Raw genomic sequence first — 14183 nt, forward strand, 5'->3', positions numbered from 1 at the left:
GAACGGGAACGGCGCACGCCCCCACCGGTGAGGGTGGGGGCGTGCGCCGTTCGAGCTGTGCGCCCGGGGCGGGCACGTGCTCGTCCTGTGCGCCCAGGTGGACACGAGCTCGTCCCGACCGGGGTCAGCCGGTGAAGACCTCGGTCAGGGACCAGGTCGCGAGGCCCGCCATGCAGACGCCGCCGATGCGCTGCACGGTCTTGAGCGGAACACGCTTCGCGATGAACCGGCCCGCGACCAGGGCGAGCGCGGAGACGCTCATCAGGGCGGCGAGGGAGCCGATCGCCGTCGACCAGGTGCCGTTGGTGGCGGCCAGGTTGGCGGTGGTGATCTGGGTGAGGTCACCCCACTCGCTGATGAACACGGCCATGAAGGCCGTCGAGAAGACGGGCAGGAAGCCGGTGACGGTCTTGCCGCCCTCGTCGGCCTCGTCGTCGTCGCCCCCGCTGCGCAGCAGCATGAACGCGCCGAAGCCGAACAACAGGGCCGAGACGAGCTTCACGGACCAGCCCGGGAGCAGTCCGAGCAGGCTGCCGGCGCCCACCGCGATGGCGACATGCGCGAGGAAGGCGGTCGAGGTGCCGATCCATACATAGAGAGGACGCATACGCGTGCCCATGGCGAGGGACGCGAACATCGTCTTGTCGGGAAGCTCGGCGAGGAAGATCAGCCCGAAGGCGGTGAGGATCGCCAAGGGGTCGAGGTGCATACCGGGGCTCTCTGCTCGGTCCGGGCCGGTGGACTCGGCACGGCACCTCGATGGGCGACGGGAGGACCACTCGGCCCGGCATGACGGACCACGCCCACGGAAGCGCGGACGCGGTTGATGCCTGGCCGAAGGTCTCGCCCGTCCGCGTCGAACGCGGACCCGGTCACCGGGAACCCGAGGGCTCCAGTATGTCGACGACCGATTTGCAGGGCTACTCCCCTTCGCTGTCCCTCAGTGTAGCGGACCGGGGTGCGAGAGTAGGTAGACACCGTCTACTCGATCTTGGTAGACAGTGTCTATGCATCACGAATCCGAAGACCATCAGGGGCCCGGGAGTGAGCGGCAGGGCGAGGGCGACGGCGGGCTGCGGGCGCGACTCGTCCGCGCCGGCGTCGAGCTCGTGAACGCCGAAGGCGCCCAGGCACTCTCGCTGCGCGAGATCGCCCGCCGGGCCGGTGTCTCCCACGGCGCCCCGCGCCGCTACTTCCCGACCCACCTCGAACTCCTGTCGGCCATCGCCCGCCAGGGCTTCGCCGAACTCACCGCCCGCGTCACCGCCGAGGACCGGGAGACCGCCGCCCCGCGCGAACGGATCGCACTCCTCGCCCGCGTCTACCTCGACTACGCCCGAACCCGACGCGGCATGTACGAGCTGATGTTCCGGCACGACCTGCTGGAGAGCGGCAGCCTCGGGCTGCGGGAGACGAGCCTGCCGCTCTTCGCCCGCCTCACCGGACTCGTCGCCCGTGTCCGCCCCGATGCCGCCGCCCCGGTCGTCCTCGCGGGCGCGCTCTGGGCCAATCTCCACGGCATCGCCCAGCTCTGGAACTGGGGAAGCCTTCGGCTCGCGACCGGCGGCGACGACCCCGGCCCGCTTCTCGCGGCCGCCCTCGACGCGCACCTCGGCCCCGCCGGGCAGGTCTCGTGACCGCGCGCCGTGGCCCCGTCCTGGCGTGCAGCGTCGTCGGCGCCGCCGTCGTCGCCCTCGACGGCACCGTCCTCACCGTCGCCCAACCCGCCCTCCAGCGCGATCTGCACGCCGCCGTCGGCCAGGTCCAGTGGACCAGCACGGGATACCTCATCGCCGTCGCGAGCCTGCTGGTCTTCGCCGGCCGGCTCGGCGACCGCTACGGCCACCGTCGCGTCTTCGCACTCGGCGCCCTCGGCTTCGCCGCCGCCTCCGCAGGAATCGCCCTGGCCCCCGGCATCGGCACCGTGATCGTGCTGCGGGTGCTCCAGGGGGTGTGCGGGGCGCTCCTCCAGCCAGCCACGCTCGGCATGCTCCGGACCGCCTACCCGCCGGAACGGCTCGGCACCCCCATTGCCGTGCGCACCGCCGCCATCGGCCTCGCCGCCGCGGCCGGCCCGCTCGTCGGAGGCGCGCTGGTCTCCGCGTACGGCTGGCGCTCGGTCTTCCTCCTCGGCGTACCGCCGACCCTCGCGATCGGCCTGCTCGCCCTGGCCATCCGCGAACGCCCCACCGAACCGAGCACGCCGTACGAACCGAGCCCGTCGTACGAGGGGAGCCGGTCGTCCGAGCCGGGACGGGCCCGCGAGGTGCGCCGGTCGTCCGAGCCGAGCCGCTCGTACGCACCAGCTCCCGCCAAGCCCACGGCGGCGACCGGCCTTTCCGCCCTCGACCCCGTCGGCGCCCTGCTGCTCGCCGGCACGCTCGGTCTGCTCATCCACGGGCTCGTCGCGGCCGCCCGTCCCGGAGGCGCCGTGACCGGCCTGCTCGCCTGCGCCGGGGCCGTCGCCGCCGGCTTCGCCTTCGCCCGGCACGAGCGTCGCGTCGCGCGCCCCCTCCTGCCCCCGGAGCTGCTCCGGAGCGTGCCCGTCGTCGCGGGCCTCACCGTGCTGCTCGCCGCCTCGGCCGCCCTCTTCGGCTCGCTCTTCGTGGCGACGTACTTCCTCCAGGACGTCCAGGGGCTCGACCCCCTCGACTGCGCGCTGCGCGTCCTCCCGCTCGCCGTCCTCATGGTGCTCGGCGCGCCGCTCTGCCCACCGCTCCAGCGCCGGTTCGGCCCCCGGCGTACGGCAACCGCCGGAGCCGCCCTGCTCACCCTCGGGGTGCTGCTCCTCTCCCGGCTCGACACGACGGCCGGCGCCGCCGCCGTCGGCGTGAGCGCCGCACTGCTCGGTGCGGGGTTCGTCACCCTGATGGTCACCGCGACCTCGGTCGTCGTGCACCGCGCCCCCGAGGCCCATGTCGGAGTCGCAGGCGGCCTCCAGCAGACCGCGATGAACATCGGACCCGCGCTCGGCGTCGCCACCGCGACCCTGCTGCTCGCCCTCGTCCCGCACGGCGGCTTCGTACCGGCCCGGGGCGCCGCCCTCCCGGCCCTCGTCGTGATCGCCGCACTCGCACTCCCCGCCGCGCTCGCCCTGCCCCGCGGCGCGGACCGGCGGCGGACACGCCCGGGGCCGCCGTCACCCCGGCCCGGACGCCGTCCGTGCGTACGATCATGAAATGCCAGCAGGTCAGCGGGGCCGCCCCGACGCACCGACGCGCACCCAGTTCAACCTCGGTCGCGCCCTGCCGTTCCTGGTCCTGGCCCTGGCGATCGTCGCCGATCTGAGCACCCCCGACCGGGAGCGCTTCGACCGGCTCCTCGTCGCCGCGCCCGCGCTCGCCGCCGTCACCTGGAGCGTGCGCGGGACGATCGGCATCGGGCTGCTCGCCATCGGCGCCCGGACGTTGCTCAGCGCCATCAGGGGTGACTTCGCCGCGGCGCCCGAACTCGCCGCGAACCTGACTGTCATCGCCGGCGTCACCGCCGCCGCTGCCTGGGTCAGCCGGGTCCGTACCCGCTATGAGCAGGACCTGCGGGAACTCACCGCCGTCGCCGAGGTCGTGCAGCGGGTCGTGCTGCGCCCGCTCCCCGAGCACCTCGGCCGCTTCGACCTGCACCTGCTGTACGTCGCGGCCGCGGCCAAGGCCAGGATCGGCGGCGACTTCTACGAGGCCGTACGGGTCCCCGGCGCCGTGCGGATCATGCTCGGCGACGTCCAGGGCAAGGGCCTCGGCGCCGTCGAGACGGCCTCCGTCCTCCTCGGCTCCTTCCGCGCCGCCGTCGACGAAGCCGCCGACCTGGCCGTCCTCGCCGACCGGCTCGACGAGGGCCTCGCCCGCTACGGCGCCTGGGACCCTGACTCCGACGCCGCCGAACGCTTCGCCACCGTCGTCCTCGTGGAACTCCCCGACGGCGAGGACGTCGCACGGCTCCTCAGCTGCGGCCACCCCGCTCCGCTGCTCCAGCACGGTGCCGAGGTCGAACCCGTGGACTTCGCCGATCCCTCACTGCCCGTCAACCTCGCGGGCCTCGCCGACTCCCACCACCGCATCGAGGAGGTGTCGTTCGGCCCGGGGGACCGGCTGCTCCTCTTCACCGACGGCGTCAGCGAGACCCGCGACAGGACCGGCACGTTCTACCCGCTCGAACTGCGGCTGCGCGGCTGGGCGCGGGAACCGGCCGGCGAGGTGCCGGCACTTCTCCACAAGGACCTCGCCGCCTACGGAGCCGACGGCCTCGACGACGACGTCGCCGCCCTGCTCGTGGTGTCGCCGCCCGAGGCCCGCTGAACCCGACCCGTCCTCGTCGTCCCCAAACATCGACTTCGGGGCGTCTTGTGTCGTTCCCACCCGGTTGCGTGATACGTGCGCTGTTCGTGCGCTCTGGTCGCTCCGCCCCACATAGGTGAGGCTTGCGACCGTCCGCATCGCGGACAGTCACCAGTCCAGTCGAGAGGAACGGGTGCACGTGCCCCAGGAGAACCCCTTCACCACCGGCTCGTCCGAACACTTCCCCGGCTTCCCGGACGTCACGGCCGCCCTGACCACGGCCGAGACCTCCAGGATCACCGCACACGGCCTCTGGGCCGCGGACGGAACGGTGGACCCAGGCGCCGTCCGGCTGGGCCAGACCCTCGCCAACGCGCTCCTGCGGGAGACGACCGAGGGAACCGACGCCGCCACGGCCCTGCTCCCCGCCGAACTCGCCGCGCTCGTCGAGGAGGTGCGCGGCCTGGCGCTGCCCGCCTACCACCGCATCGAAGGGGCCGCGGAGAGCGAGGGAGCCACGGAGAACGTCCGGCTCTCCGCCTTCAGCCTCCGGCAGCTCGGACCCGGCCCGCACCCGCTCGTCGTCCTCCCGGCCGGCTGGACCCCCTTCGGCTGGGCGCTGTTCCTCTGGTCGTACCTCGTCCTCGCCCGCAAGGGCTACCACGTCCTCGCCTACACCCCGCGGGGCCTCGGCCTCCCCGGCCTGCCCTCCACCTCCAGCGGCCTGATCGACGTCGCCGGACCCCACGACTGGGCCGACGGCTCCGCCGTCATCGACTTCGCCCGGGACCGGTTCGCCCCGAGCATCATCGGCTTCATGGGCGAGTCCTACGGCTCCGGCATCAGCCAGCTCGTCGCCGCGCACGACGACCGGGTCTCCGCAGTCGTCGCCCTCAGCACCTGGGGCAACCTGGCGACCAGCCTGTACGACCACAAGACCCGCCACCTCGCAGCGGTGAAGGCTCTCCTCGCCCTCACCGGCGGGCCGGTGGAGAGCAAGTTCGACGAGGACAACCAGCGGATCCTCGCCGACTTCCAGGCCGACCGGAACCTGGAACCCGACGTCGTCGACTGGGGCCGGCTGCGGGCGCCCGAGTCCTACCTCGCCCTCACCAACGGCCACGGCACGCCGACCTTCTTCTCCAACACCTGGCACGAGAGCCTCTTCGCGGTCAACCAGACCCTGGAGACCTTCAACGGCCTGGACGTGCCCAAGCGGCTCAACATGTGGATCGGCGACCACGCCGCGCCCGAGGGAGCGGCGCTCATCGGCCCGCCGACCACCCCCGGTGACGTCAACCTCCCCATGGCGGAGGCGTACGCCTGGCTCGACCATCACCTCAAGGGTGAGAGCAACGGCGTGGACGCGTGGCCGCAGGTCTGCAACCAGGTGATGTTCACGTACGTGACGGAACCGGTCCTGGACCCGGAGACCGGCGAACCCACCGGCGAGAAGCGGATCGTCGTGCCCGCCCGCCGCGAGACCAGCCCCGGCTGGAGCGAGGTCACCACCAGCACCGAGGTGTTCGGCCTCACCGGCGACGGCGCGGGCGGCGCCGACGGCGGGCTCGTGCCCACGGGCGACTCCGGGGCGGAGGAGACCGGCTGGCGGCGCGCGTTCCTCGCGGGCGTGGACACCGAGGCCACGGCCATGGACGGGATCATGGAGACCGGTCGGAAGGAGTGGGCCGGCAACCCCAAGATCTACGACACCCGCAAGATCGACCGCCGCCACGCGGTCGCGTGGACGACCGAACCGCTCGTCTCACCCGACGGGGAGGAAGAGGCCGGCCGCCGCGTCCGCGGCATCCCCCGGCTGCGTCTCACCGTCCGCTCCACCGCCACCTCGGCGAGCCTCTACGCCCACCTCCTCGACGTCGCCGAGGACGACACGGCCCGGATCATCAGCCATGAGCCGCTCAACGTGTACGGCCTGACGCCCGACCAGGACACCACCGTCACCTGGGAGCTGCAGGCGGCCGCGTACGACATCGCCTCCGGGCACCGGCTGATGCTGGTCGTCGACAGCAAGGACCCGCTGTACGGCGACGCCTCCGTCACATGGACGCAGACCGTCATCAGCTCCCCGGAGGGCGAACCGTCCCGCCTGGAACTGCCCCTCGGCTGACCGCCGCAGGCCGTACGGCGGACGGGCCGCGGCTCCACGCGCGCGTGCCCGTCCGCCGTGGTCTCACACCACCGGGGCCAGCCCCAGATGCTCCCGGAGCGTCGTGCCCGTGTACGCGGACCGGTACACGCCCCGCTCCTGGAGCTCGGGCACCAGCAGCTCCACGATGTCGTCGAGACCGTCCGGCACCAGGTACGGCGAGATGTTGAAGCCGTCGACGGCCCCGTGCCGGACGAACCGGGCGAACTTCTCGGCGAGCCCGGCCGGGGTTCCCACATGGCCGCGTTGCGGACCGAGCTCGATGACCGTCTCGCGCAGCGACCAGCCGTGGGCCTCGGCCTTCGCACGCCACTCGGCCACCACCGCCCGCGGATCCTCCACCCAACGGGTCCCGAACGTCCCCGTGTCGTGGGCGACCACCGGCTCCTCGTCGGGCAGCGGACCGTCGGCGTCCCGACCCGTCAGGTCGAAGCCCCACAACCGGCTCGCGATGCCGAGGGCCACCGCCGGAGTCACCTGTTCGAGGCGGACCCAGCGGGCCTTCTCCTCCGCCTCCTTCTCGGTGGCGCCGATGACGATCTCCGTACCCGGCAGGATCCTCAGCGCGTCCTCGGGCCTGCCGACCGCCCGCAGCCGGCGCCGGATGTCCTCGGCGAAGGCGAGTGCGTCGTCGAAGTCCGTCCCGTGCGCCGAGAACACCACATCCGCGTGACGGGCGGCGAAGTCCCGGCCCTCCCCGGAGTCGCCCGCCTGGAAGATCACCGGATGCCCCTGCGCGCTGCGCGGCAGGGTCGGAACCAGTTCGACGTCGAACTGGGCGCCCTTCGACCGTACGCGTCCCACCGCGTCCGGCACCGACCACGACCGGGCGTCGACGGACCCGGCCACCGCGCCCTCCGCCCAGCCGTTCCACACGGCGCGGGCGACCGACAGGAACTCCTCGGCGCGCCGGTAGCGGTCCGCGTGGTCGAGGAAGCCGCCGCGCCGGAAGTTCTCCCCGGTCCAGGCGTTGTGCGTGGTCACCACGTTCCATCCGGCCCGGCCGCCCGAGAGCAGATCGAGACCCGCGAGGCGCCGGGCGAGATCGCCCGGCTCGTTGAACGTGGTGTTGGAGGTGGAGACGAGCCCGATCCGCTCGGTCGCGGCGGCGAGCGCCGACAGCTGGGTGATCGAGTCCGGACGGCCCGCGACGTCCAGCTCGTGGATCCCGCCCTCCGACTCCCGCAGTCGCAGACCGTCGCCGAGGAAGAAGGCGTCGAAGAGCCCGCGCTCGGCGGCCCGCGCCAACCGGAGGAAGGAGGCCGGATCGATCTGGGACCCGCTCGACGGGTCCGACCAGATCGTCCAGTGGTTGACGCCCTGGAAGAACACCCCGAAGTGCAGCCGGGCGTCCGGACGGGGGACGTCGGTGGGATCGGTGCGGGTCATCGGGTCTCCTCCCGTACGGGCGCGGCGGCGCCGTCGGTCGTGAAGCGGCTGAGGGGCCGGGGGAGCCCCAGGGAGGTACGCAGAGTGGTGCCCGGCAGCGGCCTGGCCGCGATCCGCCGGACGAACAGCTCGGGCAGCACGAGCCGGGAGAGCACGGCCAGGTCCTCGTCGAGCACGAGAGGGCGCAGCCGCACTCCGCCGACGGAGCCGCTGCCGCTCAACTCGGCGAGCAGGGACACCAGACCGGCGGCGGGGCCGGTGTACCGCAGCCGGTCCGGGCGGGCGGTCCACGGGGAGTACCGCTCCAGATCGGCGATCCGCTCCCGCGCCGTCTCCCGCGGGGTGTCCAGAGCCACCTCGATCTCGGCGAAGGCGAGGGGCGCGCCGCCCTCGGCCGTGGCGGACGCGGCAGCCTCGCCCACCTCCGTGGCGCTGCCACCGCCGACCAGTGCCACATCGGTCAGCTCGGCCGGCACGAGACCCGGGCGGGCGAGGACCACGGGCCGCCCCTGCGGCGGGCGCGGCACGATCGACGGACCCTTCACGGAGTACGTCTCACCGGAGAAGTCGATGGAGTGGAGCCGCGTCCGGTCCAGGTAGCGGCTGGTGGCCACCGACCGGATCACCGCGTCGTCCTCCCACGAGTCCCACAGGTCTCGTACGACGCGGAGTCCGTCACGGGCCTCGCGTGCCGTCGCGTCGGCTCCTCCGACCGGCGGCCGCCCCCAGGCACGGGCGGCGGCGGGGTCGTCCTCCACCCCCACCACCCAGCCGGCCCGACCGGCCGAGACATGGTCGAGGGAGGCGAGCTGCGTGGACACGTGGAAGGGCTCGGCGTAGGTGGTGGCCAGGACCGGCGCAACCCCGAGGACGCTCGTCGACGCGGCCACGAACGCAGCCCGCTCGACCGCGCCGATCCGTCCCACCGGATCGGCACCGGAACCCGGCGGCAGAATCGAGTCGTCCAGGGTGACCAGGGTGAACCCGGCGTTCTCGGCGACGGCAGCGATCCGGGCGAGCCGACGCGGGGTCAGCAGCTCGCCGGGGGAGTGCGCGGCACGGCGCCACGCGGCCGGATGGGCACCGTCGCCGTCGATCTCGACGGCCAGGCGCAGGGCAGGGCGGGGCATGGGAGGTCCTTCCGGAAGACAAGGAGCACGCGGCAGGACGCACGGGCGCGCGGAGGCGCACCGACGCGGGGCCGGGCGGCGGGATGTCAGCGGACGCGCGGACCCGCGGGGGGCGGGTTCAGGCGCGGAGGGAAGGACAGATGGCCGAGGAGGTACGGCAGAGGTCGACGTGCCGTCGGCAGACGAGCCGCGCACTCACCGGGAGGCCGGGACGGGGGCCGTGCGGCGCCGCGATCGCTCCGCGCACATCCGCCTCCCCGCAGGTCCGGGCCGAGATCCCGTCCAGGGTCAGGAGGGGAGCGCCTCAGCTTAGGCAGGCGGGCTTCCGGACTGTCAAGGCTGTTCCGGACGGCGGACCGTGGACGGCGGGCGGGCCGACTGATGTCAACGGCAGGAGAGTTCACCCGCGGGTCCGACAACTGCGGCGGTTCCAATGGTGCTTCGGGCGGTCCGCCGCGCATCCGCCTCCGGTCTGACGGCACATGGGCCCGGAGCAGGACGCGCCGACGGGTCCGCCGCATCTAGCGTTCCCTCATGATCCGATTCACCAGGGCGGCAGCCGCCGCTCTCCTCGCCTGTTCCGTCGCCTTACCTGCCGGTGTCGCCACCGCGGCCACCCCCGATGCCCCGGCCCCGTTGTCGGCCGCACAGCCGGCGCGGGCCGCCGCGCTGCCGGCGCCCACGGGGCCGTACTCCATCGGCAGCACCGTCCTGCCGCTCGTCGACCGGTCCCGCACCGACCCGTGGGTTCCCACCGCCGACGGACGTGCGCTCATGGTCACGCTCCACTACCCGGCCGCACGCCCGGGGGACGGCCGCCCCGCCCCGTACGCCACCCGGGAGGAGGCGCGGCTGCTCGCCGCGCAGATCGGGCCCGCTGTCTCCGGCGACGTACTCGCCCGGACGCGCACCCACAGCAGGACCGACGCCCGGCCCGTGCCGGGCCGTCGCCCCCTGGTGCTGCTCTCGCCGGGCTTCGGCGTCTCCCGCTGGACCCTCACCCATCTCGCCGAGGACCTCGCCTCCCGCGGCTACGTCGTCGCCTCCGTCGACCACGCCTACGAGTCGTCCGGGATCAGCCTCCCCGGCGGCCGCATCCTCACCTGCGTCGCCTGCACCGCCCTCGACGAGGGCGGCGTGCACGGGAGCATGGTCACCAAGACCCGCGCAGCCGACATGCGGTACGTCCTGGACCGGCTCACCGGACCCCGTCCCGCCTGGCGGTATGCCGATGTGATCGACGCGCGCCGGATCGGCATGGCCGGCCACTCCATCGGCGGGGCGAGCGCGGCCAGTGCGATGGTGGCCGATCCGCGCATCGACGCCGGGATCAACATGGACGGGTCCTTCTGGGAGGACCTTCCGGCGGAGGGCCTGCGGGGCCGCCCGTTCATGATGCTCGGGACACACGACGACATGCACCTGCCCGGGGGGACCGACACCACGTGGGACCGGACGTGGACCGCGCTCGACGGGTGGAAGCGCTGGATCACGGTGGCCGGATCCGAGCACTTCACCTTCTCCGACGGCCCCGTGATCACGCGTCACTTCGGCCTGCCGCAGCCCGAGCTGCCCGCCGACCGCGCCGTCGCCCTCACCCGGACGTACGTCGCCGCCTTCTTCGACCAGCACCTGCGCGGACTCCCGCGCCCGCTCCTCGACGGTCCGTCGCCGGCGAACCCCGAGGCCCACTTCCAGCACCGCTGACCCGCCACGAGGCTGACGGCCGCCACGAGTCTGACGGCCGTCACGGGGCGGCCGTCACAGGGCGGGGCGTCGGCTCAGGAGCGGTACGGGGTGTTCGCCGCCGCCCAGTCGGCAAGAGCCCGCGCGCACTCGGCGACCGATTCACGCCAGGTGCGCGCGGCACCGTCACCGGCCTCGTCGCTGACGTGCTTCACGATGCGCAGCGGCACCCCGGCGAGCTCCGCGGCCGCCGCGAGCGCGTACCCCTCCATGTCGACCAGCGGCGCCCGCTCCGCGAGCCGGGCGCGGGCGGCCTCGTCGGAGATGAACGAGTCCCCGGTGGCCAGGACCACCTCACCGCCGTCCGGCAGCGACAGCGGCGCCCCGTACGTCTCGCCGGTGAGGGTGGCGAGCAGCTCGCCGTCGAGGTCGTGCTGCACGACCGTGCCGACGACATGGGTCCCGGTCCAGCCCGGCCGCAGCGCTCCCGCCGTCCCCAGGTTCACGATCCCGGACGGCCGGGGGCCCCGGCCGAGGACGGTCGCGAGCGCGGTCGCCGCGTTCACCTTGCCCATGCCGGTCAGCAGCACCGGCAGTGCCGTGTCCAGGAACTGCGCCTCCTCCTTGACGGCGAGGACGAGCAGGGGACGGTCGGCCGTGATCTCTCCCAAGAGTTCCATGGAGGTCACGCTAGTTCGCGGGCCCGCCCGTCGTACAACCGAGACCCGTTTCCGGTGCGACCGGGGCTCATCCCAGCGACAGGCCACGCTCCGCGAGGACCTCGGCGAGCACGCGCAGGGCCTTCGGGCCCACGCCGTGCAGGGCGGCCAGCTCGGTTGCGGGGACTCCCGCGAGCTGGTCGAGCCGCGTGTAGCCGGCCGCGGCGAGCGCGCGGGTGGCGGGTGCGCCGATGGCGCGGGGGAATTCCGTCTGGGGACGGTCGGATCCGGTGGCTGCCATGGACCGATCGTGCCACCTGGTGGAGCGCTGGGCCCGTTCCGGCCGCGGCCGAGGCCCACCACGGACCGCGGCGAGCCCGCCTGAGCGGCGGCCGAGGCACACCGTCGACGGCGGCGAACCCGCCTGAGGCAGCGGCCAAGGCCTACGCCCGACGGCGGCGAACCCGCCCCAGGCCGCGAGCGGCGCGTCTCAGACCGCGAGCGGCGCGTCTCAGACCGGGAGGAGACGGCCGATGAGCGCCCCCAGCTGGCGGGCGTTGCGGCACGGGCGCATCTCGACGAGACCGGCGTAGGCCGGGGCGACCGAGTCGCCCGTACCCCACAGCGAAGGCTGCTCGGGGTTGAGCCAGTGGACCCGGCGGGAACGGTCCGCGATCCGCTTCAGGGCCGCGAGGTTCGGGTCGGAGCCGTTGGTGCGGGCGTCCCCGAGGACGAAGACCACCGTGCGCGGGCCGAGGGCCTCGGCGTACCGGTCGGCGAACTCCCCGAGCGCCGTTCCGTAGTCGCTCTGGCCGTGCCACCCGGTCAGCTCCGCCTCCGCGAGGATGCGGTCGCCGAGCCCCGCCGGGTCCGCCGCCCCTCGGGCGATCAGCCCCGTCACCTCGTCCACCCGGTTGACGAAGGCGAACACGCGTACCCGGCTGAACTGGTCGTGCAAGGCCTGCACCAGCAACATCGTGAACTGCGCGAAACCGGCCACCGACCCCGACACGTCGCACAACAGGACGAGCTCCGGACGCCGGGGAGGGCGCCGACGCAGCACCGGCCGTACCGGCACGCCCCCGGTCGACAGCGAGCGCCGCAGCGTCCGCCGCAGATCGATCTCCCCGCGCGCCGCCCGGCGCCGCCGGGCCGCGAGCCGGGTGGCCAGTTTCCGTGCCAGCGGCCGTACGGTACGCCGCAACTCGTCCAGCTGTGCCCGCCCGGCCAGGAGGAAGTCCACGGTGTCCGCCGTCCCCGCGACCGCGCGTCGGGCGACCAGGTCCCGGCCCTGCCGCTCGGCGACGCGGTGCCGGGCCTCGGCCCTCACCCGCTCACGGAAGGCCTCGATGCGGCGCCGGATCTCGTCGTCGAGCAGCCGGTCGGTGAACTCGGGGTCCTCCTCCCCGGGCGCCGCCCTGAGCCGCTGCCGTACGCGGGCGAGCAGCGTCTCAGGGCGCAGCCGGGACAGCGTCTGGTACGAGGACCAGCCGTCCGACTCGGGGCCGGAGCCGTAGCCGCCGAAACCGCCCACGGCCTCGGCGGCCAGCCGGTCGAGGGCTGCGCCGTCACCGGCGGTGAGGGCCTCGGCGAGCCGGTCGCGCAGCGCCGCGAGATCGCCCGCGGTGTTCTCGTACGTCTCCGCCCCCTGGGCGTGGCCGAGGGGGAAGTACAGGTCGAAGACCCGGTCGAACACCGGGCGCTGCGTCTCGCCGTGGAGCAGGGTCGCGGCGAGAGCCTCCCGGACCCGCTCCCGGTCCGTGAACCCGACGGCCGCCAGGGCGTGCCCGGCGTCCACGGTCTCGCCGGTCCCGATCCCGAACCCGTGGGCCCGCAGCGCCCCCACGAGCCCGGTGAGCCGCGCGGCGGCCGTTGTCGGCGCGGTGGGGTCGTCCCTGCCGTCCCTGCCGTCCCTGCCGTCCACGCCGTCCACGCCGTCCCCGGGGTGGTTCACACCGCATCCAGGTCGAGCTTGGCCGCGGCCTTCACGATGTCGTCCTGGTGCTTCAGCAGGACGCCCAGGGTCTCGCGTACGACTCGCTCGTCCAGCCGGTCCGCGCCGAGCGCGAGCAGGGTACGGGCCCAGTCGATCGTCTCCGAGACGGACGGCACCTTCCGCAGGTCCATCGCCCGCAGCGCCCTGACGACCCGCACCACGGACGTGGCGAGCGCGTCGTCGAGCCCGGGGACCTTGAGGGTGACGATCCTGCGCTCCAGCTCCTCCTCGGGGAAACCGATGTACAGGAAGAGGCAGCGCCGGCGCAGCGCCTCGGAGAGCTCGCGGCTCGCGTTGGAGGTGAGCACGGTGAAGGGGCGTCGGGTCGCTGTGATCGTGCCGAGCTCGGGCACGGTGATCTGGAAGTCACTGAGGACCTCGAGGAGCAGGCCCTCCACCTCGACGTCGGCCTTGTCCGTCTCGTCGATCAGGAGCACGGTCGGCTGCTCGGAGCGGATCGCGGTGAGCAGCGGCCGGGGGAGAAGGAACTCCTCGCCGAAGATGTCCGTCCGCGTCTCGTCCCAGGACTCGCCCCGCCCGGCCGTGATCCGCAGCAGCTGCTTGGCGTGATTCCACTCGTACAGCGCGCGGGACTCGTCGACGCCCTCGTAGCACTGGAGCCGGACCAGACGTGCGCCCGTCACCTCGGTGACCGCCTTGGCGAGCTCCGTCTTGCCGACGCCCGCCGGGCCCTCGACGAGGAGCGGCTTGCCGAGGCGGTCGGCGAGGAAGACGGTGGTGGCGACGGCGGGTGACGCGAGGTATCCGGTCGTGGCGAGCCGCTCGGCGACGTCGTCGACGGAGCTGAAGAAACCGGTCGTCATGGCTGTCCCCCCGGGGAGCGGATTCTCGTACTGGCCAGTAGCCTCTGCTGTACTTGATCAG

The 14183-nt window shown here is 73.7% G+C and carries 13 protein-coding genes; 5 read left to right on the forward strand and 8 right to left on the reverse strand.

The window, feature by feature from the left end; all coding sequences use genetic code 11:
* Positions 1-124 precede the first annotated feature (124 nt).
* Complete coding sequence (locus OG462_RS39610; RefSeq protein WP_406065557.1) at positions 125-709, reverse strand: TMEM165/GDT1 family protein; 585 nt, start codon at positions 707-709, stop codon at positions 125-127.
* A 298-nt stretch (positions 710-1007) separates the two neighbouring features.
* On the opposite strand from OG462_RS39610, the gene OG462_RS39615 reads away from it, so the two are divergent.
* From OG462_RS39615 to OG462_RS39630, 4 genes are all read left to right on the forward strand, one after another.
* On the forward strand, positions 1008-1637 hold the full coding sequence (locus OG462_RS39615) for a TetR/AcrR family transcriptional regulator (RefSeq protein WP_406065559.1): 630 nt from the start codon (positions 1008-1010) through the stop codon (positions 1635-1637).
* Positions 1634-3178 (forward strand): MFS transporter, encoded by a 1545-nt coding sequence (locus OG462_RS39620; protein ID WP_406065560.1) that lies wholly within the window; start codon positions 1634-1636, stop codon positions 3176-3178. Before OG462_RS39615 ends, OG462_RS39620 begins: the two co-directional genes overlap by 4 nt.
* Position 3179: 1 nt before the next feature.
* Entirely contained in the window at positions 3180-4292 is a 1113-nt protein-coding gene (locus OG462_RS39625; RefSeq protein ID WP_406065562.1) for a PP2C family protein-serine/threonine phosphatase, read from the forward strand.
* A gap of 178 nt (positions 4293-4470) precedes the next feature.
* Complete coding sequence (locus OG462_RS39630) at positions 4471-6399, forward strand: CocE/NonD family hydrolase C-terminal non-catalytic domain-containing protein (RefSeq protein WP_406065564.1); 1929 nt, start codon at positions 4471-4473, stop codon at positions 6397-6399.
* A gap of 63 nt (positions 6400-6462) precedes the next feature.
* Here OG462_RS39630 and OG462_RS39635 read toward each other — a convergent pair whose 3' ends face one another.
* The 3 genes from OG462_RS39635 to OG462_RS39645 all read right to left on the reverse strand — a co-directional run bounded on the left by OG462_RS39635 (position 6463) and on the right by OG462_RS39645 (position 9204).
* Positions 6463-7827 (reverse strand): NtaA/DmoA family FMN-dependent monooxygenase, encoded by a 1365-nt coding sequence (locus tag OG462_RS39635; RefSeq protein ID WP_406065566.1) that lies wholly within the window; start codon positions 7825-7827, stop codon positions 6463-6465.
* Positions 7824-8957: an LLM class flavin-dependent oxidoreductase gene (locus tag OG462_RS39640; protein WP_406065568.1), complete on the reverse strand. Its 1134-nt coding sequence runs from the start codon at positions 8955-8957 to the stop codon at positions 7824-7826. The genes OG462_RS39635 and OG462_RS39640 overlap by 4 nt, the downstream gene beginning before the upstream one ends.
* A 118-nt stretch (positions 8958-9075) precedes the next feature.
* The gene (locus tag OG462_RS39645; RefSeq protein ID WP_406065570.1) at positions 9076-9204 is read right to left on the reverse strand and encodes a putative leader peptide; all 129 of its coding nucleotides are present in this window, start codon (positions 9202-9204) and stop codon (positions 9076-9078) included.
* A gap of 287 nt (positions 9205-9491) precedes the next feature.
* Between OG462_RS39645 and OG462_RS39650 the strand changes: the two genes are divergently transcribed.
* Complete coding sequence (locus tag OG462_RS39650) at positions 9492-10664, forward strand: alpha/beta hydrolase family protein (RefSeq protein ID WP_406065572.1); 1173 nt, start codon at positions 9492-9494, stop codon at positions 10662-10664.
* Positions 10665-10738: 74 nt separating this feature from the next.
* On the opposite strand, the gene OG462_RS39655 is transcribed toward OG462_RS39650, so the two are convergent.
* The 4 genes from OG462_RS39655 to OG462_RS39670 form a co-directional block, all read right to left on the reverse strand.
* Positions 10739-11323, reverse strand: a complete 585-nt coding sequence (locus tag OG462_RS39655; protein WP_406065574.1) for a nucleosidase — start codon at positions 11321-11323, stop codon at positions 10739-10741.
* 67 nt (positions 11324-11390) lie between these two features.
* Positions 11391-11603 carry a DNA-binding protein gene (locus tag OG462_RS39660; RefSeq protein ID WP_406065576.1) on the reverse strand — a complete coding sequence of 71 codons (213 nt, stop codon included), beginning with the start codon at positions 11601-11603 and terminating at the stop codon, positions 11391-11393.
* A gap of 210 nt (positions 11604-11813) precedes the next feature.
* Entirely contained in the window at positions 11814-13148 is a 1335-nt protein-coding gene (locus OG462_RS39665) for a VWA domain-containing protein (protein ID WP_406066888.1), read from the reverse strand.
* A gap of 104 nt (positions 13149-13252) precedes the next feature.
* Positions 13253-14122: an AAA family ATPase gene (locus OG462_RS39670; protein ID WP_406065577.1), complete on the reverse strand. Its 870-nt coding sequence runs from the start codon at positions 14120-14122 to the stop codon at positions 13253-13255.
* Positions 14123-14183: the final 61 nt, after the last annotated feature.

Origin of the sequence: Streptomyces sp. NBC_01077 (assembly GCF_045162855.1) — a bacterium.
Taxonomy (GTDB): Bacteria; Actinomycetota; Actinomycetes; order Streptomycetales; family Streptomycetaceae; genus Streptomyces.

Bases quoted from the DNA above. Each gene is read 5' to 3' on its own strand.
- OG462_RS39610 (WP_406065557.1), bottom strand. From the start codon at position 709: ATGCACCTCGACCCCTTGGCGATCCTCACCGCCTTCGGGCTGATCTTC.
- OG462_RS39615 (WP_406065559.1), top strand. From the start codon at position 1,008: ATGCATCACGAATCCGAAGACCATCAGGGGCCCGGGAGTGAGCGGCAG.
- OG462_RS39625 (WP_406065562.1), top strand. From the start codon at position 3,180: ATGCCAGCAGGTCAGCGGGGCCGCCCCGACGCACCGACGCGCACCCAG.
- OG462_RS39635 (WP_406065566.1), bottom strand. From the start codon at position 7,827: ATGACCCGCACCGATCCCACCGACGTCCCCCGTCCGGACGCCCGGCTG.
- OG462_RS39640 (WP_406065568.1), bottom strand. From the start codon at position 8,957: ATGCCCCGCCCTGCCCTGCGCCTGGCCGTCGAGATCGACGGCGACGGT.
- OG462_RS39650 (WP_406065572.1), top strand. From the start codon at position 9,492: ATGATCCGATTCACCAGGGCGGCAGCCGCCGCTCTCCTCGCCTGTTCC.
- OG462_RS39655 (WP_406065574.1), bottom strand. From the start codon at position 11,323: ATGGAACTCTTGGGAGAGATCACGGCCGACCGTCCCCTGCTCGTCCTC.
- OG462_RS39660 (WP_406065576.1), bottom strand. From the start codon at position 11,603: ATGGCAGCCACCGGATCCGACCGTCCCCAGACGGAATTCCCCCGCGCC.
- OG462_RS39670 (WP_406065577.1), bottom strand. From the start codon at position 14,122: ATGACGACCGGTTTCTTCAGCTCCGTCGACGACGTCGCCGAGCGGCTC.